19 protein-coding genes are annotated in these 20,538 nt (G+C 41.6%); 12 read left to right on the top strand and 7 right to left on the bottom strand.

Going from position 1 to position 20,538, the window contains the following annotated elements:
- Positions 1-463: 463 nt before the first annotated feature.
- Positions 464-1,117, bottom strand: coding sequence for a dUTP diphosphatase (locus KO534_RS12460; protein ID WP_215929972.1), 654 nt, complete (start codon positions 1,115-1,117; stop codon positions 464-466).
- Positions 1,118-1,132: 15 nt separating this feature from the next.
- Positions 1,133-2,374, bottom strand: a complete 1,242-nt coding sequence (locus tag KO534_RS12465) for a multifunctional CCA addition/repair protein (RefSeq protein WP_215929973.1) — start codon at positions 2,372-2,374, stop codon at positions 1,133-1,135.
- A 165-nt stretch (positions 2,375-2,539) separates the two neighbouring features.
- Between KO534_RS12465 and KO534_RS12470 the strand changes: the two genes are divergently transcribed.
- Positions 2,540-3,451, top strand: coding sequence for an ExeA family protein (locus KO534_RS12470; protein WP_215929974.1), 912 nt, complete (start codon positions 2,540-2,542; stop codon positions 3,449-3,451).
- Complete coding sequence (locus KO534_RS12475; RefSeq protein WP_215929975.1) at positions 3,444-4,538, top strand: general secretion pathway protein GspB; 1,095 nt, start codon at positions 3,444-3,446, stop codon at positions 4,536-4,538. Before KO534_RS12470 ends, KO534_RS12475 begins: the two co-directional genes overlap by 8 nt.
- 67 nt (positions 4,539-4,605) lie before the next feature.
- On the opposite strand, the gene KO534_RS12480 is transcribed toward KO534_RS12475, so the two are convergent.
- Complete coding sequence (locus tag KO534_RS12480; protein ID WP_215929976.1) at positions 4,606-5,772, bottom strand: HD-GYP domain-containing protein; 1,167 nt, start codon at positions 5,770-5,772, stop codon at positions 4,606-4,608.
- A gap of 150 nt (positions 5,773-5,922) precedes the next feature.
- Here KO534_RS12480 and KO534_RS12485 point away from each other — a divergent pair, with 150 nt between their 5' ends.
- The 3 genes from KO534_RS12485 to KO534_RS12495 all read left to right on the top strand — a co-directional run bounded on the left by KO534_RS12485 (position 5,923) and on the right by KO534_RS12495 (position 10,597).
- A complete protein-coding gene (locus tag KO534_RS12485) occupies positions 5,923-6,744 on the top strand; it encodes a substrate-binding periplasmic protein (RefSeq protein WP_215929977.1) in 822 nt (273 codons plus the stop codon).
- Between the two features lie 99 nt (positions 6,745-6,843).
- On the top strand, positions 6,844-8,193 hold the full coding sequence (locus KO534_RS12490) for an MFS transporter (protein WP_215929978.1): 1,350 nt from the start codon (positions 6,844-6,846) through the stop codon (positions 8,191-8,193).
- Between the two features lie 13 nt (positions 8,194-8,206).
- Positions 8,207-10,597 (top strand): GH36-type glycosyl hydrolase domain-containing protein, encoded by a 2,391-nt coding sequence (locus KO534_RS12495; RefSeq protein ID WP_252732111.1) that lies wholly within the window; start codon positions 8,207-8,209, stop codon positions 10,595-10,597.
- A 53-nt stretch (positions 10,598-10,650) separates the two neighbouring features.
- On the opposite strand, the gene KO534_RS12500 is transcribed toward KO534_RS12495, so the two are convergent.
- Positions 10,651-11,106, bottom strand: a complete 456-nt coding sequence (locus KO534_RS12500; protein ID WP_252732112.1) for a hypothetical protein — start codon at positions 11,104-11,106, stop codon at positions 10,651-10,653.
- Positions 11,107-11,256: 150 nt separating this feature from the next.
- Between KO534_RS12500 and KO534_RS12505 the strand changes: the two genes are divergently transcribed.
- From KO534_RS12505 to KO534_RS12535, 7 genes are all read left to right on the top strand, one after another.
- The gene (locus KO534_RS12505) at positions 11,257-13,014 is read left to right on the top strand and encodes a monovalent cation:proton antiporter-2 (CPA2) family protein (RefSeq protein ID WP_215929980.1); all 1,758 of its coding nucleotides are present in this window, start codon (positions 11,257-11,259) and stop codon (positions 13,012-13,014) included.
- Between the two features lie 103 nt (positions 13,015-13,117).
- Positions 13,118-13,675, top strand: a complete 558-nt coding sequence (locus KO534_RS12510; protein ID WP_215929981.1) for a zf-TFIIB domain-containing protein — start codon at positions 13,118-13,120, stop codon at positions 13,673-13,675.
- A gap of 295 nt (positions 13,676-13,970) precedes the next feature.
- The gene (locus KO534_RS12515; protein WP_215929982.1) at positions 13,971-14,459 is read left to right on the top strand and encodes an RNA polymerase sigma factor; all 489 of its coding nucleotides are present in this window, start codon (positions 13,971-13,973) and stop codon (positions 14,457-14,459) included.
- Between the two features lie 3 nt (positions 14,460-14,462).
- Positions 14,463-15,104 carry a hypothetical protein gene (locus tag KO534_RS12520; protein ID WP_215929983.1) on the top strand — a complete coding sequence of 214 codons (642 nt, stop codon included), beginning with the start codon at positions 14,463-14,465 and terminating at the stop codon, positions 15,102-15,104.
- A gap of 101 nt (positions 15,105-15,205) precedes the next feature.
- Positions 15,206-16,054: a LytR/AlgR family response regulator transcription factor gene (locus KO534_RS12525; RefSeq protein WP_215929984.1), complete on the top strand. Its 849-nt coding sequence runs from the start codon at positions 15,206-15,208 to the stop codon at positions 16,052-16,054.
- Positions 16,055-16,173: 119 nt separating this feature from the next.
- Positions 16,174-17,013: a CPBP family intramembrane glutamic endopeptidase gene (locus KO534_RS12530; protein ID WP_252732113.1), complete on the top strand. Its 840-nt coding sequence runs from the start codon at positions 16,174-16,176 to the stop codon at positions 17,011-17,013.
- Positions 17,006-17,254 (top strand): hypothetical protein, encoded by a 249-nt coding sequence (locus tag KO534_RS12535; protein ID WP_215929986.1) that lies wholly within the window; start codon positions 17,006-17,008, stop codon positions 17,252-17,254. The genes KO534_RS12530 and KO534_RS12535 overlap by 8 nt, the downstream gene beginning before the upstream one ends.
- 128 nt (positions 17,255-17,382) lie before the next feature.
- On the opposite strand, the gene leuD is transcribed toward KO534_RS12535, so the two are convergent.
- The 3 genes from leuD to leuB are packed head-to-tail and all read right to left on the bottom strand — an operon-like array spanning position 17,383 to position 20,536.
- Positions 17,383-17,991: a 3-isopropylmalate dehydratase small subunit gene (leuD, locus tag KO534_RS12540; RefSeq protein WP_215929987.1), complete on the bottom strand. Its 609-nt coding sequence runs from the start codon at positions 17,989-17,991 to the stop codon at positions 17,383-17,385.
- A 28-nt stretch (positions 17,992-18,019) separates the two neighbouring features.
- Positions 18,020-19,432, bottom strand: a complete 1,413-nt coding sequence (leuC, locus tag KO534_RS12545; protein ID WP_215929988.1) for a 3-isopropylmalate dehydratase large subunit — start codon at positions 19,430-19,432, stop codon at positions 18,020-18,022.
- 18 nt (positions 19,433-19,450) lie between these two features.
- Complete coding sequence (gene leuB / locus KO534_RS12550) at positions 19,451-20,536, bottom strand: 3-isopropylmalate dehydrogenase (RefSeq protein WP_215929989.1); 1,086 nt, start codon at positions 20,534-20,536, stop codon at positions 19,451-19,453.
- Positions 20,537-20,538: the final 2 nt, after the last annotated feature.

A 20,538-nucleotide genomic window follows, 5' to 3' on the forward strand; every position in this document is an offset into this window, starting at 1 on the left:
GTATAAAATTCTCAGTCTACTTAAGCTATACCCGTCATCTCCTAATTTTAAAAAAACATTGAAAATATATATAATTGTTATTTAAGAGGTTTTTCACTTTTACTTAGTTCGTTATAGAAGTAGACAACTTCACTTCGATTTCAGTATCCAACAACAATGGACAATAGCAGCACACTAGCATTATTTTTGAAGGCCATACAAATGCCGTGGATTTTTTGCAGTGCTTTTAAAGGTTTAAAACTCATATGACGACTGGGTTTGTCTGGGATATTTTGATTATTAATAGTAACCAATAATCCAGAGCCTAGAAAGAGAATTGGGATAATTGATTACAGCAACAAGGTTGAGTTTTCTAAGTGAAGAAGGTAGTGGCGGTAACAGTAATAGTGAGTGCTTCAAGTGTGTGAAACACTCACTGTAATCAGATTATAAATAGCATCATCAAAAACTTAACGACTTGCTATTATGAAGGATACCGTTGTACCAAACCTTGGTAGACTTTGTCGCTATAGTCACTCAAGCTAATATCAAGACTATTTAACACCTCTACAAGGTGTTCGTTATCTTCTCGGCCATTCCAAATCTTTTGGTAAGTACCATCTTTATAACCGTGATCTTGACGGAAAAAGTTTAATACATTTTTACCCACATACTGTCGATATAATTCGTCCGAGTCCATTTCAGCTTGTTCGACTATCTTCAAAAACAAAGGCACATCGAAACGTTTAGCCGCGCATAAACCAGCCATTAGTTCTAAATTATCTAAAATGTGTTGTTCGGTGAACGGGTAGTCATTGCCGTCAAATGTCACTTCACTGCGGTTTGAAGCGAGTTGTTCGGCTATAGTGTTGGCAGATTGCTGAATATCGCCACCAAAACCAATTATGATGTCAGACAATGCAAAGTGCCAAATATCCACCAGCTCCATTTGTAACTGAGGTAAGTCTTTGTGCTGGGCTTTCCACCATTTCCAACCATGGTGCTCAATGCCTTCTACCGATTCAATCATAGCAGCGCGTAAATAAGCATAACCGGCGTTGAGCCAATCAGGGTTCACTTTTTTATTCATGCCGTCTTGGAGCGATAACATAGTGGCAAGTTGGGTAGAGCTAAGCATAGTGGCGGTTGTCCTTTATATTGGGTGTTGCGTTTTATAAAAATTCTTAAATTCATTAATAGCGAGAATACGTTGCTGCTCGGTTTGTTCTTTAATCGCTTTGCCTTGATAACCTTTGGCGACTATAGCTTTGATATCAACTTCAACTGCTGCTTGGTAAGCTCGCCAAATATAATCGGCGTTGTTGTATTCGTTGTTTTCAAAAGTTGTTCTACCTCTGGCGTCGGCTTTACAGGTCAATAGAAAGTCGCTAAACCTTTGGGGTTTGCGCCATACGTCACAGCGATTCAACATGCCCAATATAGTGCTGGCTTTGAGTTCGAAAGCTTTATGTATATGAGTATGATATTCACTGACCATTAAACCGAGTTCGCGGCAGTCATTTGGTGCTTTTAGTCGGTCGCATAACGCATTTATTCGCTCTAATCCTAACTTTTCATGACCTGGATGTGAGGGCCATTTTTCCTGAGGTGTCGCACCTTTACCTAAGTCATGCACCAGTGCGGCAAAACGTACAGTTAGTTTATCAGACAGTTTCACCCCTTGTTGTAATACCATCATGGTATGAATACCGGTGTCGATTTCAGGGTGCCACTTTGGCGGGTTAGGAATGCCCCAAAGCAAATCCAATTCCGGGAACCATACAGCTAAGGCGCCACATACTCTAAGATTTTCAAAATACACTTCGGGGTGGGTTTCCAACAGACTTCTGGCAGTTTCTTGCCACACCCGTTCAGCGCTTAGGGCGGTGAGTTCATCATTGGCCACTATGGTTTGCATCAGTTTCATGGTGTCTGGTGCGATACTAAATCCTAAACTATGATATCGGGCTGCGAATCGGGCAACACGTAAAACACGTAAGGGATCTTCAACAAAGGCGTCTGATACGTGGCGCAACAATTTGTCTTTGAGGTCTTGCTGTCCATTGTAGGGGTCGATGATATTGCCATCACCATCCATTGCCATGGCATTGATGGTAAGGTCGCGGCGTAATAAGTCCTCTTCTAGCGTTACGTCGCTAGAGGCGTCGCAACTAAAGCCGCTATATCCGGCTCCTATTTTTCGCTCGATACGCGCGAGGGCATATTCTTCTTTAGTTTCGGGATGTAAAAATACCGGAAAGTCAGCGCCTACGGCTTGAAAACCTTTAGCTAACATTTGTTGAGGCGTGCTACCAACTACCACCCAATCTTGATCTTTTATGGGGCGGCCTAATAACTTGTCGCGCACTGCGCCACCAACTAAATAAGTTTGCATAGGAACTTGGAAAATTTCATTGTATCTATTATGCCTTAGACTCTCCCATTGCAGAAGATGCGCGACATAAAAATTAACAATAGTCTCTTTGACAAAATCCAGTGAACTGGTTAGTTTAGGCGTTATATTCTTGCGGTATTTTTCACGGACTTGTCTACCTAACTTATGTATCTTAGCTACTTTGGATTATCTGATAATCCGTTTTCTATTGCCCCCAATCCCGACTATTTGTATATGAGTCCTCGACATAAAGAAGCACTGGCTCACTTGATTTTTGGTTTGCGTGAAAGTGGCGGTTTTGTGATGTTAACCGGTGAAGTGGGCACGGGGAAAACCACCGTATCTCGCAAACTCATGCAGCAATTGCCCGAAAATACCCAAGTAGCCATGATTTTAAACCCTACTTTATCTGCACTAGAACTGCTGGGCACAATTTGTGACGAGCTTGGTATTGAATATAAACGTAAACATGCCAGCTTAAAGTATTTTACTGACCAAATTCTCAACAAGTTAGCGAACAACCATGATAATGGTGTGAATACTGTGTTGATTGTTGATGAAGCGCAGCACTTGTTGCCTGAAGTATTAGAACAGTTAAGGTTACTGACAAATTTAGAAACCAATCGCGAAAAACTACTTAAAGTGGTGTTGATTGGCCAGCCAGAGCTACAACAATTATTAAAACGTAATGAGTTACGTCAGCTAGCTCAGCGTATCACCGCCCGTTATCACCTGTTACCCTTAAGTTCCACCGAAGTCGGTGCCTATATTGCGCACAGATTAAGTGTAGCCAATGGCGATATTAGTGTGTTTTCTAAGGCCACTATTCGAGCCGCATTTGATATAACTGGTGGGATCCCAAGAGTTATCAATTTATTATGCGACAGGGCGCTGACCCTCACTTTTACGAAACAAATGGCTGTGGTTCCGCAGCATATTTTTATCGCGGCAGCGCAACAAATTTTAGGTGAAGATGTGGTGCAACAGCGACAAGGAAAACGCTGGAAAGTTATATTGTTGGCTTTATTTATAGGTTCAACCGCCCTTGGTTTTGCAATAGGCCAAATCAATGCTTAAACAAATTAATATTCAAAACTTACAACCCGGCATGGTGATTGTGCGGGTCACTAAACAAAACGGGCCGGTTAAGATTAAAAAGGCAGGTTTAGTTACCAGTCAAGATATGGTTCAGGGTTTGATAGAAATGGGTATTCAACAAGTAGAGATCGACCCTGATCAAACTGTAGAAGTTGAAGCGCCAAGAATTAAAAAATCCACTACACGTAGAATGTTAGAAAGCAATACGGTTAATCATACTAGGGCGAATGACGGTTTATCAGACCAGTTCCACCGCAATTTGTATTTGCCTTCAGTGCAAGACATACCCTCTCCCTGGCAACTTTATACAAAACGTTATTTGTTGGCGGCCTTTATTGTTTTAAGTGGTTTAAGTTTAGGTTGGAGCTTAGCCAATTACCAAGCAGTATTCGGTGTTTTTAGCTCCGAAGAAGACACGCCTGTCGATGCGGTTGTTGTGTCGGATGATCTATCTTTAGAGCAACCAAACAAACAGTTGGATAATGCGCCGCAATCATCAACACAAAGCGATGACTCGCTAATTATCGAGCCCAATCAAAAGGTAGCCACTTCTGAGAATCAACTTGCGACTACGCCTAAAGAGCAAATTACTCAAGATACAAGCAACCCAGAAGCAACAAGTTATTCAGCAACAACTGAAACGGAAACCAATGATTCCGAATTGTCCGAAGGGGCAGCAACAGACTCAGAAGTCGAAATTTCTGGGACTCAAGAGCCTGAGCCGCAAATTTCAGCAGACGTCTTAGCCAGATTTAAAAAAGCGATTTCAGATGTTGAGGAATCACCTACTGTAGCCACTCCCGTTGAGCCTGTATCGAGTAGCAATAATGTCCCTCGAATTGATCAACTTCCACCATGGGCCATGACCAGACTGCCGCGTATGGCATTTTCAGCACATATGTACGCATCGGTTGAGTCTGAGAGATGGGTCAGAGTTAATGGCATCAGAATGGTCGAAGGAGATAAAATTGATGACATGATTGAAATTGTTCGAATTGAACCACAACATGTCATTCTAAATTTTTCTGGACAAACCTTTTCTATGGCGGCACTGACTGATTGGTAAATATTCAGTCATAAAGATGCTTTTTATTACTGGGCTAAATTATCAAAAAGCTGATTTATTAAGACAACTATTTATTAAAAAAAGAATGGCGTAGGAAAGTTGGCAAGTTTAGGCTAAATTCGTCAGGCGAAACACTTGCAACAATTTCATCGTCTTCTTTAGATAAATTGATTTGAATAACTTGCTCTTGCTTGGTTGCTAGATCGTAAAAGGCCATCACTACTGGTGATAACGGATAAAGGCGATTAAGTCGCATTACCATCGCAAGTTTTCCACTGCCTAATTTAACCAAAGAGCCAATTGGGTGTGGGCCTATACAACTAATAAATTGGCCCAATAATTCTTTGTCTAATCCTAGATCTTCATGTTGCATTTTTTTCAAGGCATCCGCGGGTTTGTATGCATTGCGATAAGGCCTAGTGGTAATGAGTGAGTCGTAGGTATCGACTATGGCTGCCATTCTGCCATAAAGTGAAATCTGATCTCCACGCAACCCATCGGGGTATCCAGTGCCATCAAGTCTTTCCTGATGCTGTTTAATAACGATAAGACTTAGCTCATCTATACCTTCAATCGGTTCAAGCAGATTTAATGCTATATCCACATGACGCTGCATTTTTTGGAGCTCCGTTTCTGATAGCTCTATTGCTTTTTGAGTCAACAAAAGTGGTAGTTTTAGCATTCCGATATCCATCACCAAAGCCCCCACGCCCAAATGTTGTAAGGTGGTTTTTTCGATATCAAGTGAACGCCCAAAGATCACCATTAAAATTGCGCAATTTATACTGTGCTCCAGAAAATATTCATCATTTTGTTTCAGTAAAGTGGTAATGGCTAAGGCGTCGTCACATTCAAAGGCTCTTTTGACAATTTGTTGAGTAATAGTGTCGATTTCATCAAGGTCGGCTACTTTACCTTTTGCCACACGTTTAATTAAACGACCTTGAATTTGATTGGCTTGATCATGAAGTTTAAGAGAGTGTTGTAACTGTTCGTTGTAACTTAAACCCGAGGCGTTAACGTAGGTATCATCAATATCTTGTTGGAGGTTGAGGTGGCTACTTTTTGAGAGATCAACTTGAACTTGTAAAATACCTTTATCTACCAGTTCTGCTATATCCTGCTCGTCGTTCACTTTTCCTGCAGAGGCAACGTTAAGTTCCCCCTGTTGTTGGGTCACTTTTGTCACGAACATTCCTGGCAAAAGAGCATCAATGTTAATCAGTCGCAGCATATTTTTGTACTCTATGTGAACTCGTTGACCAAGTTTTAGAGAATTTCCTATTTCAGTCAAGTGGAACCGAATAATTCTGTGCGGTATTATTTTTTTTGTGGTAGAAATGTGCATGTCTATAGGGTCAAATATCAACCAAGGGATTTAAGTTTGTTGAAGTTTAGTAGTCAGTTGAAAAAGACCCACATTCACTTGTTATATATGCCATTTGTAATCTTACTGGTTATTTATTCTCATCATAGTGTGGCACAGTCTGGGGCAAATAAAGGAAAGGTTAAGTTAGCAACCGGCGCCGGGTATTCGCCTTTTGTTGATAGCAAACTACCAGAAGGTGGGGGGTCAACTAGCTTGGTTAAACAAACATTTAGTAAAATGAATTTGCTGGCGACAGTTGAGGTTTTACCTTGGAATAGAGCATTAAAATGGACTCAAGAAGGTAAGTTTCTGGCTACCTTTCCTTTTGTTTACTCAAAACAGCGGGCCGAATCTTTTTTGTATTCGGATGCAATTAACTTTGTACCAGTTCACATGTACGTAGCGAGTAACTCACCATTTACATCACCTGAGCAATTGCAGAATAAACGATTGTGTTTTCCTTTTAGTTACAGCTTAGATTCTCTTGAGCAAGGCATAGTAGACAAGTACCAAATGACAATTAACCGCGTAAAAGACGGAATTGGTTGTGTTAAACATGTACAAAAAGGCTGGAGTGATGCAGGTTTAACCAACGGCTATATTCATGCCGAGAAGCTACCCAAAAACATCACAAATGACGTGACTATCGTTATTTTCCCAGAACAGTTGGCATTAGTTCCCTTGTACTTGGTAATCAGTAAAGATTACTCTAATGCGCAACAGTGGATAGAAGAATTTAACTATGCCTTTGGACTACTGCAAAAAAGTGGTGAAAAAATGGCTACCGAAAAAATGTACCTTGAATTGATTGATAACTTACGGATCTCCACGCAATAGTTATTTTTTTAAACTAGTTCTGCAAACGTTTTCATTATTGTTAATTTTTTGTGTATAGTCAGCACATTATAATTATTAAAGTGAACAGCGAGAGACACTATGCAGCAAAGATCCTCCACTCAGCAATTATCGTTTGGTGAAAAAGCCGGGTATGCAGTAGGAGATACCGCCAGTAATTTATATTGGGGGGTATTTAGCGGCTTTCTTTTATATTTTTATACCGACGTGTTTGGTTTATCTCCTGCCGCTGTTGGCACTATGCTACTTGTTACTCGGATCATAGACGCCTTTACTGATCCAATGATGGGGGCTCTGGCCGACCGCACCAAAACTAAACTGGGCAAGTTTCGACCCTACCTATTGTGGGGAGCGTTACCTATCGCTTCTGCAGGTGTATTAACATTCACCGTTCCCGATTTAGACGATGGCGGTAAGTTAGTCTACGCCTACTGTTCTTATATATTGATGATGTTGGCCTACACCTTTATAAATGTGCCATACGGGGCATTATTAGGAGTGATGACTTCAAATTCTCAGCAGCGCACTATGTTGACCAGCTTTCGTTTTATTGGTGCGTTTTCAGGCGGTATTTTTGTATCCCAATACACCTTGAAGTTAGTCGAATGGTTGGGGCAAGGTGATGAAAAACTTGGCTGGCAGTTAACTATGGTGTTGTATGGCGTGATTGCCATTTTGCTTTTCGCTTTTACTTTTTTAGTGACCAAAGAGCGTATTGAAGCGCCACAAAAACAGGCTACCCCGATTAAGGAGGATATTCTTGATTTGTTCAAAAATAAACCCTGGGTGGTGTTATTTTGTTTAGCGTTAATCGTTATGGTTACCATTACCCTGCGCGGTAGTTCCGGTACCTACTATTTTAAATATTATGTTGAGCGTGAAGATTTAATTGGCGACTTTTTAACAATTTATATGATCTCTCTGGCAATTGGTGCCGCAAGCACACCTTTACTCACCAAGTTTTTTGATAAAAAAACACTCTTAATGCTTTTGATGGGAGCAGTGGCAACACTATCGATAGCTTTTTATTTTGTGCCTAAAGATCAGATCTGGTTAATATTTACTATACACGCAGCAATTGGTTTGTGTTTGGGGCCTAAATCTCCTTTAGTTTTTTCTATGTATGCAGATACCGCAGATTATTCAGAATATAAAACCGGTCGCCGTGCCACCGCGATGATTTTTTCAGCAGCTGCGTTTTCTCAGAAGCTTGGCGGTGCAGTGGCCGGAGCAATGATTGGGTGGACCCTTGGGGCATTGGGTTACGTGGCTAATCAAGTACAAACTGGTGGCTCAGAACACGGCATAGTTTTACTTATGACCCTTGTTCCTGCAATTTTTGCGGCCTTAGCGGTTTTTGTGGTGCGTTTTTATAGTTTAGATGAGGCGCAAATGAAGACGCTTCATGCCGCGCTTAAATACGATCAATAAGGACTATTACCCAATGCCAACACTCGATAAAAATACCCTAGAGTGCCGCGACGGCGGTGCAAAGTATATTTTAAAAAGTCCTACTTTATTACCTAATGCCAGCGGCTTTTTATGGAACAAAAATATGCTGATTCAGGCGAATTGTCGTGGTTACGCCATTGCACAGTTTATGCAGCCCGAAGCGGGGAAATATGTCTCAGGACCAGCGCTAGAGGCAAAAACCTTTATGCAACCCGAGCAGCCTTATTATGCCCATCACCCAGGACGTTTCGTGTACGTTAAAGATAATGCAGATGGAAGCATATTTTCAGGGCCCTATGAGCCAGTCCGAGCGGCGCTAGATAGATTTGAGTTTATTCCAGAGCCCGGGCAAATTACCTGGGTGTCAGAGTTTAACCAAATTCGACTGACCTTATGTTTACGTTTGCCAACACAGACCGCTGTTGAATGCTGGAAGGTGACGGTTGAAGATTTGTCGGACACCGAACGCGACTTGAGTATTTACCCGTATTTTCCCATTGGTTACCGTTCATGGATGAATCAATCGGGGCAGTTTGATGCAGCATTAAATGCCGTGGTGTGTCGCAGCATTGAACCTTATCAGAAAGTCCAAGACTACTTTAAAAATCAGTCTTTACATGAGCTAACGTTTTTAGCTGCAGATAGACTAGTCGACGCTTGGGAGACCAGTCAGCAAGTCTTTGAAGGAGAGGGGGGATTACATTGTCCAAGCGCTATTCAACAACCCTCATTAAATAATAGCCGCGCAAACTATTGTACGCCTACTGCCGTTATGCAGTTTAACTTGGGCTTGCAAGCGAGGCAGTCAAAAAGTATTCATTTGTTGTTTGGCCCCGCAAAAGATCAGCAACAAATTCGCGACTACAGCAAAGCGTTTTTAACCCCAGTCAATGAGCGTTTCAGCCAAATCGCTGAAAAATATCAAGCCTATTTAGATGAGGGGCGAGGAGTGATTCAAGTGGAAACGCCGGATGCAGAGTTTGATGCTTATGTTAATCATTGGATGGCGCGGCAGCTTTATTATCATGGGGACGTTAATCGTTTAACCACAGATCCGCAAACTCGTAATTATCTGCAAGACAATATGGGCATGGTTTACATAAAGCCTAACGTCAGCCGTGACGCTTTTATTCTTGCATTCAGCCAACAGCATAACAGCGGTGAAATGCCCGATGGCGTTTTGCTTAACGATGCAGCAGAACTCAAATATATTAATCAAGTACCCCATACCGATCATTGCGTATGGCTACCTATTTGCCTAAAAGCTTATTTAGATGAAACCGCCGATTATGAGTTGTTACAGTTGCAAGTAGGTTTTAATGACACCCAAGATACCGCGACTGTAGCCGAACATATTATCAAAGCGTTGCAGTGGCTAGATAAAAGCCGAGACGAGCGTGGCTTAAGTTTTATTAACCAGGGAGATTGGTGTGACCCCATGAATATGGTGGGTTACAAAGGTAAGGGAGTGTCTACTTGGTTAAGCCTCGCGTCAGCTTACGCTATGAAGGTTTGGGCGCAGATTGAGCAAGATGCGTTTGGTTGCCTGTCGAGTGATGGCCAATATTTATTGACTCAAGCACAACAAATTAATCATCAAGTGAATCAACATTGCTGGTCCCACGACAGGTTTGCACGAGGCATTACCGACCATGGGCGGGTATTTGGCATAGACTCTGATGTCGAAGGTAAGATATTTCTAAACCCTCAGAGCTGGGCCTTTTTAAGCGGCGCAGCGAATCAACAGCAGCAACCTCTGATGTTACGAGCCATTCAACAAAACTTGGCTACACCTTACGGTTGTATGATGCTGGCGCCTTGTTATACACAAATGGTCGAAGACATTGGACGTGTGACTCAAAAATTTCCAGGTACCGCTGAAAACGGCTCAGTCTATAACCACGCTAACGCGTTTTACGCTTATAGTTTGTATACCATTGGTGAGGGTAATCTGGCGTTTGAACAGTTGAAAAAAATGTTACCTAGTCACGAGGATATGCTCAAACGCGGCCAGTTACCTTTATTTATACCCAATTATTATCGCGGTGCGTTTTATCAATATCCTGATGAGACAGGTAAGTCGAGCCAGTTATTTAATACTGGAACGGTTGCGTGGTTTTATCGTTGTTTGCTAGAAAATTTATTTGGTTTGTTAGGTTGTAGTCAAGGTTTGAGTATTTCTCCACAATTGCCTGATGCTTGGCAATCAGCCAAAGTGACGCGAAAATTTAGAGGCGCAGTCTTCAATGTAGTCTACACCCGGAACCAAAAGGTTTCACAGCAACGAGTGAGTGTAAACGGCGAATTAATTGAAGGTCGAGTAATCGGCGATATCCAAGCGGGTAGTGAGTTTGATGTGTTGGTTGAGCTTCCTTTACCTTAATGGGTAGGGAGCCTCGCGCTAAACTAAACTGCTCTCCTGAGGATGGCAGCTCCTTAGGTTATCCAGCCTTTGAACTTGGCATGAACTGTTAACCAAACAAGATACAGGGAAATAATCATTATCATCACTGGCAAAATGGTCTCCTGTGGTGCAAGTTGTTCATAAGATTTCGTTAGCACAAAACCGTGAAACATCTGCATGATTGTGCCCACCAAGGAAATTAACAAAAAGGGTAAGGCAATTGCTTTTTTGAAAGCCAATGCAATACAGCCTAACGTGCCGCCAAATACCGCACAACCAAAGGCAATATTGACCCATAACGGAATGTCTTGATATAAGGATTGCTGTTTTGGTGGCAAAGCCGCGATTTGTTCAGCAGTCATCGAAATTTGCATCATAAACGCCATTACCCCCATAAGATTCCAAAGTACTAAAACAACGGCTAAAACAACAAACCATTTGGGTGCCTTGGTAGTGATGCTAGTAGTGTTATTAATAGGGGTTTTCATTGCTCATACTCTCGTTAATTGTTTAACTCGAATGATAATATTAACAAATGGTTAAATATTAGGCGAATTTACATTTTCAATATCAATCACAGATTGAATACCCTTGTGATTTTCTACACACTGTTGTGACACAAAATTCGGGAAATTTAAATGAGCATCTTAGGTTCAGCAGTAATCTTTTTGGCCGCAACTGTGATTGCAGTGCCTATTTTTAAGAAACTAAAGTTGGGGGCAATATTAGGTTATTTGGTTGCTGGGTTGGTGATAGGCCCACAAGTGATGAATTGGGTCAATGATCCCGAAACCATATTACATTTTGCCGAACTAGGCGTTGTATTGTTGTTATTTGTAATAGGCCTAGAATTACAGCCCGAAAAACTTTGGGGAATGCGAAATCAAATTCTATTTACTGGTGGTGGACAACTACTAATCAGCGCCGTTGCCATTGGGCTAATACTGCATTATTTGTTGGGGTTTTCGTTGGTAATTTCTGTAGTCATTGGTTTGTCTTTGGCGCTTTCGTCAACCGCTTTTGCAGTACAACTCATGACCGAACATCGCATTCTTAAATCGTCTCCCGGTCAGCAGGGATTTTCTATCCTTCTAATGCAAGACTTAGCCGTTATTCCGATTTTATTAACAGTTGAGCACCTTTCATCTGGTGACAGCAGTTCAGGTCCTCCCTGGTGGATGGGAGTGTTAGCTATTATCACCGTTTTAGCTGTGGGGCGTTACTTAACCAATCCATTTTTAAGGCTGGTATCTAAGTATGGTAGCCAAGAAGTAATGACGGCTTCAGCATTACTGATTGTGATGGCAACCGCTATAGGCATGGAGCAGGCGGGGTTATCAATGGGAATGGGTGCCTTTGTCGCCGGAATGTTATTGGCCAATTCGAGTTTCAGGCATCAACTTGAAACCGAAATTGAACCCTTCAAAGGTTTGTTGCTTGGGTTGTTTTTTATCGCTATTGGTATGAATTTAGATTTAAAAATATTAATGGCTAAACCGCTATTTATAGTATCAGCGAGTCTGCTGTTGGTAGCGATTAAAACCTTGATTATTTTCTGTATTTTTAAGTTGGCCAAGCAGCGTAAAACTGATGCGTGGCGCGTCGCTTTAATGTTGTCCCAAGGTGGCGAATTTGCATTTGTGGTGATGGCTCAAGCGGCAAGTAACGGATTATTGCCAGTGCAAATCAGTAGTGAAGTCACTTTAATAGTGGGGATCTCAATGGCACTCACTGCTCCCTTGGTTATTTTACATAGCTTATGGTTTACCAGTAAAAATTGCCCCGCCGTATATGATACTAAAGCCGATCTCAGCGAACCTGAAGTGCTGATTGCGGGCTTCGGGCGTTTTGGGCAGGTATCTGGGAGAATTTTAGCGGCGAATAATATTCCTTTTACTGCATTGGACAAAGATGCCGAACACATCGAATTTGTAAAACAGTTTGGGAACAAAGTGTTTTACGGCGACGCGTCTCGCTTGGACTTACTCGAGGCGGCGGGGATAGAACACGCCAAGGTGATTTTAGTGGCGGTCGATGATGAAGACGACGCCCTGAAAATTTGTGAATTAGTTAAAGAGCATTTCCCAGAAGTGAAGGTAATTGCAAGGGCAAGAAATCGTTTTACCGCAATAAAACTCTTTAACCTGGGTATACAAACCAATGTCAGAGAAGTGTTCAGTGGCGGTTTAGAGGCGGCACTTATGTTGTTGCAAGCCTATGGAATGGATGACCAAGAAGCCAAAAATCTCATTGATATCTTTGCCGCTCACGACAAACAACTACTAGACAACACTATCACCGAAGATGTGGATTTTGAGGAGTTAATTAAAATTAGTAAACAGGGGCGTTTAGAATTGCAGCACCTTTTTGAAGAAGATAAACAAAACATGGATTAACAGTTTTTCGCTATAAAAATAGTGGCTTATAGGGCTTTGACTTGGCTAGGCTCAGTTTCTCTGGCATATTTAATCCTCATTGCAAACGATAACAAGGACCAATATGAAATGCACTGCATGTAACCAAGGCACATTAAACCCCAGCTTTATCGACGGTTTATTTAGAGCTCATACCTGTTCAAATTGTGGCGGCGATTGGATTTTAATTGAAGATTACGCCGCTTGGCGCGAACGACATCCTGATTATGAATTTGCTAATAATATTCAGTTTCAAGAAGAGCAAGTCTTAGACAATAAACACGCTATATTGTGCCCAGTGAGCGGCACTATTATGCGTAAGTTTAAGATCTCAGCACACAATAGTCATAGAGTAGATTACAGCTCTAAAATAGGTGGCTTGTGGCTGGATAAAGGCGAGTGGGAATTGTTGAGCCGTGAGGGGCTTGCAGGTAGCCTTAACGCGTTAGTAACGGACGCTTGGCAACGAAAAATTCGCGAAGACAGCGCCAAGGAACACTTCAGTGATATTTATAGTGATAGATTTGGCGATGATGTGTACAACAAGATAAAAGAAATACGCGCTTGGTTACAAGCCCAACCACATAAAGCTGATTTACGGGCTTATTTGATGGCAGAAGACCCCTATTCTGCTAGGCGTTAACGCTAGTGCAATTCATCACCTATATTTGTTGTTTATCTTTCGTGCATTAGTAAACAAGCGAAAGATAAACAATGACATTGTCTAAGCAAAATATCACATTCTCGAAAATTTTTAGACTTCTATACCGCAATAGTGATTTAGCGAAAAGCCTGTCCTATTACTTTTTGGTAACCTTTATATTGTCGGTAACTCATTAATAAATAAGAAGAATAAAAATATATTGTATTCTTAAGTAATAAATTCTTTCGCCAAGCCACAAACTAAGCAAAACAAACAAGTGTATTACAGGATTTAGATGGGAAGTGACTTTTACCAATTATCTATTCTGCCCTTTGCGGGAATTATCATTAAAATCTGTCGCGCTTATACCAATAGCCAAGAAGATTTTGAAGACTATTACCAAGAAGTCTGTCTGCAAATTTGGCGCAGTAGAGACAACTTTAATCAAGAAAGTGCATGGTCAACGTGGATATATCGTATCTCACTTAACGTGTGCCTGACTTATTTAAAGCGTCGCAAGAATGGCGATAAACAAATAGTGTCGGATTCTTTACCTGAAGAAGTGATTGATGACAGCAAGGCATTTATAAGCGATGAAATTAATCAATTGTATGGGGCGATCAAACATTTATCTGAAACAGACAGAGCCGTTATTTTGCTTTATCTCGAAGAAAAGTCATATGAAGAAATAGCCGAAATTATTGGCAGTAATGCCAACAATATTGGTGTGCGTATAAAGCGAATTAAAGACAAACTTAACAAATATATCAATCCGGAGGGCTAATACATGAATAAATCAATTGAAGTGATGTGGAAAGAAGGTTTTGTGAACGAGGCACATTTGTCAGCCCCTAAAGTAAATGATTTATATAATCGCAAGTCACAGAACCTAGTTGACAAGCTTCTAAATATGTTTGCAGTCAATATTAAAGCCATAGTCTGGGGCTGTGTAGTTATGCTCATTATTATGAGTCTTGTTGGTGCGCCATTTTTGGGATTATACATTTGTTGCTTACTTGCTCCAATTGTCATCTTAGCTAAGAAGGAGCTTAAAAAATCTGTAGATTTGTCAAAAGGTCAAAGCAGTTATGACTACATTGTGAATTTTAATCACTGGTTAAAAAGTTCGATAAAGGTGTATTCAGGCTATTACAAAATATTCTATCCACTGTTTTTTCTTGGCATGGCCACTCAAGCGATTGTGAGTAAAGCGGGGGGGAAATTGATTGCATTATTACTTGAAGTATTTCCAACGAGTCTATTTATTCTGGGGCAACCCTATTATATTTTGGTCGTTTTAGTAGTGGGTATAGTTTTTTTTGCTAGATACGCTGAAGCGATTTATCAATGGGATCTCAATATGGTGTATGGTCGCCAGTTTAAAAAGCTAGAAGAGTTAATTGCTGATATGGAAGAGCTGAGAAAATAATATCCAAAATGACACCCAAAGATACTCCATACTTTAGGCCGTGCTCGTAGACTTTTTGTGGTATTTTTATGGCCGTTTTTAAGGGTAGGGGTGTTTAAATAGTGCAGTTGTGGCTCCAAGATGATTTATTGTCCAGAAAAGTACTGGTGCGAAGGGCATTAATTTTTTCTGCAGTGACTTTGTTTGTTTTATTTTTGTTTCAGCCTTTTGGTACTAATAACGATCTTATTTCCTACAAATTTCTGCGACTGGCAGGTTATGGCTTAGTGACGTTTTGTGCTTTATTGTTATCTGGTGCATTAGAGATAGGCTTAACTCGCCTCAAGTTAAAGAGTCAATTCCAACGATTGCTTATTCCTAGTCTTTATATTGTGATAGTTGCAGTGTTTAATCACAGTTATTTTGTGGTGGCAATGTTGGGCTCTTGGCATTGGCAAAATCAGTTGTTGTTTGTTTTTTATACCTTAGCAATAGGGTTATTTCCTATCTGTTTTATGTTTCTAGTTAATCGTCATTCAGTCACTATCTCGCCACAACAGCAGATAGATCTTCAGAAACCTCAACCTGAAGGCACCCCATCAACTCAAGGTAAGCTAATAACCTTAAGGGGTGAAAATAAAAACGATTATGTGCAATTTGCCTTATCGCATTTATTGTTTATCAAATCCGCGGATAACTATTGTGAGCTTGCTTTACTTGATGGTGAGAGTTGCAGCCATAAATTATTGCGCTGTTCCTTAAGCAACCTTTTAAAACAGCTGCCGAATAACTCACAGGTGGTTCGTTGCCATAGATCTTATGCGGTGAATGTTTTATTAGTTAAAGCATGGCAGGGTAATGCTGGTGGTTTGCAATTATCCATGCAGGCAGGTGATGCAGTGGTTCCTGCATCACGTACTTATGTGGATGCCATAAAACAGGCTTTGTCATTGGTCCCTAAAGCTTGTTAATCACCCCGATTTTTTGTCACTAGCCCCTTAACAACCAGGTTTATCCCTAACTTATCGCTCTTTTGGATTGTGCTGTCATGCTTAGTGTGAATTCTAAATTTCACATTAAGCAGGTAACTATGAATCACATAATAAAATCACTGGTGTTATTAACTACCTTTATGTTCTGTCATTATTTGATGAGAGAGTTTTGGGGCGATAGTTGGAGCGACGTTTTACTCAGATTAGATCAGCAATCTTACGTTTTACATACAGTGGCCAAGTATCTATTTATTTACGGGCCACTAGTATTAGTAGCGACCTTTCTGTTTAAAGAACATCCTTGGTATGACGTTTTAGGCCTTAATGTGGCTGGCTCTCAACATTACTTTTTGGCGGCAGTTGCTTGTTGTATCCCTATGACTTTAGGTTATGCATTTTTAAGTAGCGAGTTAAACCTGTCACTTTCTGCCATCATTACGGGTTCAATATATGCCGGTGTGTTCGAAGAAATTATTTTCAGAGCCGCGTTATTTGGAGTGTTATTTCACTATTGTCGCTGGGGGTTTATACCTGCCGCATTAATTAGCTCAATTATTTTTGGTTTAGGACATATTTATCAAGGCCATGATGTTATTTCGGCTGTGATGGCGCTGTCAATAACGGCGATTGCTGGGACTTGGTTTGCGTGGTTATATTGTGAGTGTGGATACCGTATTTGGTTTCCCATGTTTATGCATATCTTTATGAATGCAGCATACGGCATATTTGGTATGTCAGGGGGCGCAGCAGGGGACATAGAAGGTAACCTATTCAAAGCTACCTCAATTATCTTAAGCATTATTTACGTGTATATGCTGGTTCGTAAAGGTAAGCCTAGGCAAGTAACCATGGCATCCTTATGGCACAACAAAGCTAAAACTAACCCTAATCCAAAACCAACAAAACAAAACAAGCACTTGGAGCACCACTATGTTTGAATTATTTTTAGTTATGATGGCTCTGACATCACCGATTTTATTTATTATCTTTGTGCGTAATTATTTTAATTATAAATCTGAGGTCAATCAGAAAATATTAGCACTGCAAAAAGACAGTGATACCGAAGCTGTGGTAACCATGCAAGAGAAGGTAGAAGTGTTGGTTGCAAGAGTGATAGTGCTTGAAAAAATTGTGACAGATAGCAAGTTTGATTTGGGGCAGCAAATCAATCAATTATGACTTAATACCAATTCCATTAAAGAAGTGACCTCTCAGCGAGTGAGTGAACACTTCTTTAATGGGATTGGTATAAGTCTGCAGAGGATAAAAAAAACGGCTCAAAAAGAGCCGTTTTTTTATTATTAAATTTACGCTTTTTGCCACTGTGGCAAATTATTCTCAAACGCGGTAATTTTATCGTCTAGTTCTAAAGTTTGACCTATTGCATCCAAACCTTTGAGTAGATTGGTTTTATGCTGCTCGGCAATGTCAAACCCAAAACTTAAGTCGTTAACCTTAACTGTTTGATCTTGCAAATTAACAGTGATTTGCGCATCGGCGTCTTGTTCAACAATGGCAAATAACTGATCCATTTGTTCACTTGTAAGTTGTACTGGCAATAATTGATTGTTGATACAGTTGCCGTAAAAAATGTCTGCAAAGCTGGTGGCAATAATCACTTTAAAGCCATAGTCGTCGAGTGACCAAGGGGCATGTTCGCGACTTGAACCACAACCAAAGTTTTCGCGGGTAAGTAAAATACTGGCACCTTGGTATTGTGCTTTGTTTAACACAAAGTCAGGGTTGGGTACTTGTTCGTGTTGATCAAGATAACGCCAATCGTGAAATAAATGCTTGCCATAACCACTACGAGTAACAGCGGTTAAAAATTGTTTTGGGATAATCTGGTCGGTATCGACATTGGCCTGATTAAGGGGCATTGCGCTACCAGTGTGGATATTAATACCTGTAGTCATGATGAATTTGTTCCTTATTGCCTAGCGTTTATTGATAGTCGCGCACATCGGCGAAGTGACCAGCCAATGCCGCAGCCGCTGCCATAGCAGGGCTAACTAAGTGGGTACGCGCCCCACGGCCTTGACGACCTTCAAAGTTACGGTTACTGGTTGAAGCGCAGCGATCACCCTGTGTAAGGATGTCGTCGTTCATGCCAAGGCACATTGAGCAACCCGGTAAACGCCATTCAAAACCCGCTTCGATAAAAATTTTATCTAAGTGTTCAGCTTCAGCTTGAGCTTTGACTGATACCGAACCTGGCACCACTATAGCGGTCACACCTTGGGCCACTTTGCCCTGTTTAGCAATGGCGGCAGCGGCGCGCATGTCTTCGATGCGGCCATTGGTACATGAGCCGATAAATACGTTGTTAACGCTTAAGTCAGATAATTTCTGACCCGGTGTTAAGTCCATATAACTCAGGGCTTTGTTGGCAGAATCTTTGTCTATTGGATCGGCAAAATCGCTAGGGGAGGGCACGGCTTGATTCACGCCAATCACCTGACCAGGGTTGGTGCCCCAGGTGACTTGTGGGGTGATGTCGGCAGCGTTTAGTTCAACCACAGTGTCAAAACTGGCGTCAGCATCAGAAACTAAAGTCTTCCAGTAAGCGATGGCTTGTTGCCAATTTTCTCCTTTAGGGGCGTATTCACGGCCCTGTAGATAATCAAATGTGATTTGATCTGGGGCTATTAAACCGGCTTTGGCGCCTGCTTCGATACTCATGTTGCATACTGTCATTCGCTCTTCCATAGAAAGGCCAGAAATCGCTTCGCCACAATATTCGATTACGTGTCCGGTCGCGCCAGCGTGACCAATTTTACCAATGATTGCCAAGATAATATCTTTGGCAGTGATGCCAATAGGTAAACTACCGTTGACTTGCACTTTCATGCTTTTGGCTTTGCTTTGTTTTAGGGTTTGTGTTGCAAACACATGTTCAACTTGGGAGGTGCCAATACCAAAAGCTAAAGCACCAAACGCGCCATGAGTGGCAGTGTGAGAGTCGCCGCACACTACTGTCATGCCAGGTTGAATTAAACCCAACTCAGGGCCCATTACGTGCACTATGCCTTGTTTTTGATGGCCCACTGGGAAAAGTTCTATACCGTGTTTTTCACAGTTTTCAGCCAACGTTTGTAGCTGTAGTTTATTCGTAGGGCCACAAGCGTCTAAGGCCAACGAGCGGGTCGAAATACTGTGATCCATAGTGGCAAACGTACGCTTAGGGCAGCGCACTTTGCGGTTTTTATCATCTAAACCAGCAAAGGCTTGAGGGGAGGTGACTTCGTGGATCAAATGTCGGTCGATGTACATTAATCCTTCTTCGCCCGTTTCAGCCGTTTTTTTTGCTTCTACAATATGGGCTTGCCATATTTTGTCATATAAGGTGGTAGCCATGACTGATTCCTAAATTTATTAAATTAACGCGGCGATATAGTCGCCCACTTCACTGGTGCTTTTTGCTAAATGACGTTGTTCAGGGCTAAGTAAGTCACCTGTTAATATGCCATCACCCAAGGTTTTGACTACTGCTGCATCAATCGCATCGGCCGCTGCGGTTTCGTTTAAGCTGAAACGCAATAACATGGATGCTGACAAAATTTGCGCAATAGGGTTAGCAATGCCTTTACCGGCGATATCAGGAGCTGAACCGCCTGCTGGCTCGTACATACCGAAATTGTCTTGGTTGATGCTAGCTGAGGGCAATAAACCCATTGAGCCGGTGATCATCGCACATTCGTCAGAAATAATGTCGCCAAACAAGTTCGAACATAACATCACGTCAAACTGACTTGGGTAACGAATAAGTTGCATGGTGGCATTGTCGATATAGATGTGTTCAAGTTCAACTTCAGGGTAGTCTTGGGCCACTTCTTCGACTACTTCACGCCATAAACGGCTACATACCAATACATTGGCCTTATCAACAGAGGTGACTTTTTTACCGCGCTTTTGCGCCGCTTCAAACGCACTAATCGCGATTCGGCGGATTTCTTTTTTGCTGTAACGCATAGTGTCGTAGGCAAATTGTTCTTCACCTTCGCCTTCTAGGCCTTTGGGTTGACCAAAGTAAATGCCACTGGTGAGTTCGCGCACCACTATCACATCAAACCCACTGGCGGCAATATCAGAGCGAAGCGGCGAGAAAGCCTCTAAACCTTGATAAATTTTAGCCGGGCGTAAGTTACTGAATAAATCAAAGTGCCCGCGTAAGGCTAAAAGAGCGGCGCGTTCAGGGCGTTCTTCTAAAGGTAAGCTGTCCCATTTGGGACCACCAATTGAACCGAATAATATCGCACTTGCGTCTTCACAGCCTTTTAGTGTGGCAGCGGGTAGGGCTTTGCCATGATTATCAATGGCAAAGCCACCGACATCGAAATCGCTGAGATTAAACGAAATATTAAATTTTTTGCTAACGGCTGCTAACACTTTTTTGGCCTCAACCATGACCTCTGGGCCAATCCCATCGCCAGCCAATACTGCTATGTTGTAGTCAGACATTC

The sequence above is a fragment of the Paraglaciecola arctica genome, assembly GCF_018861065.1.
Lineage (GTDB): Bacteria > Pseudomonadota > Gammaproteobacteria > Enterobacterales > Alteromonadaceae > Paraglaciecola > Paraglaciecola arctica_B.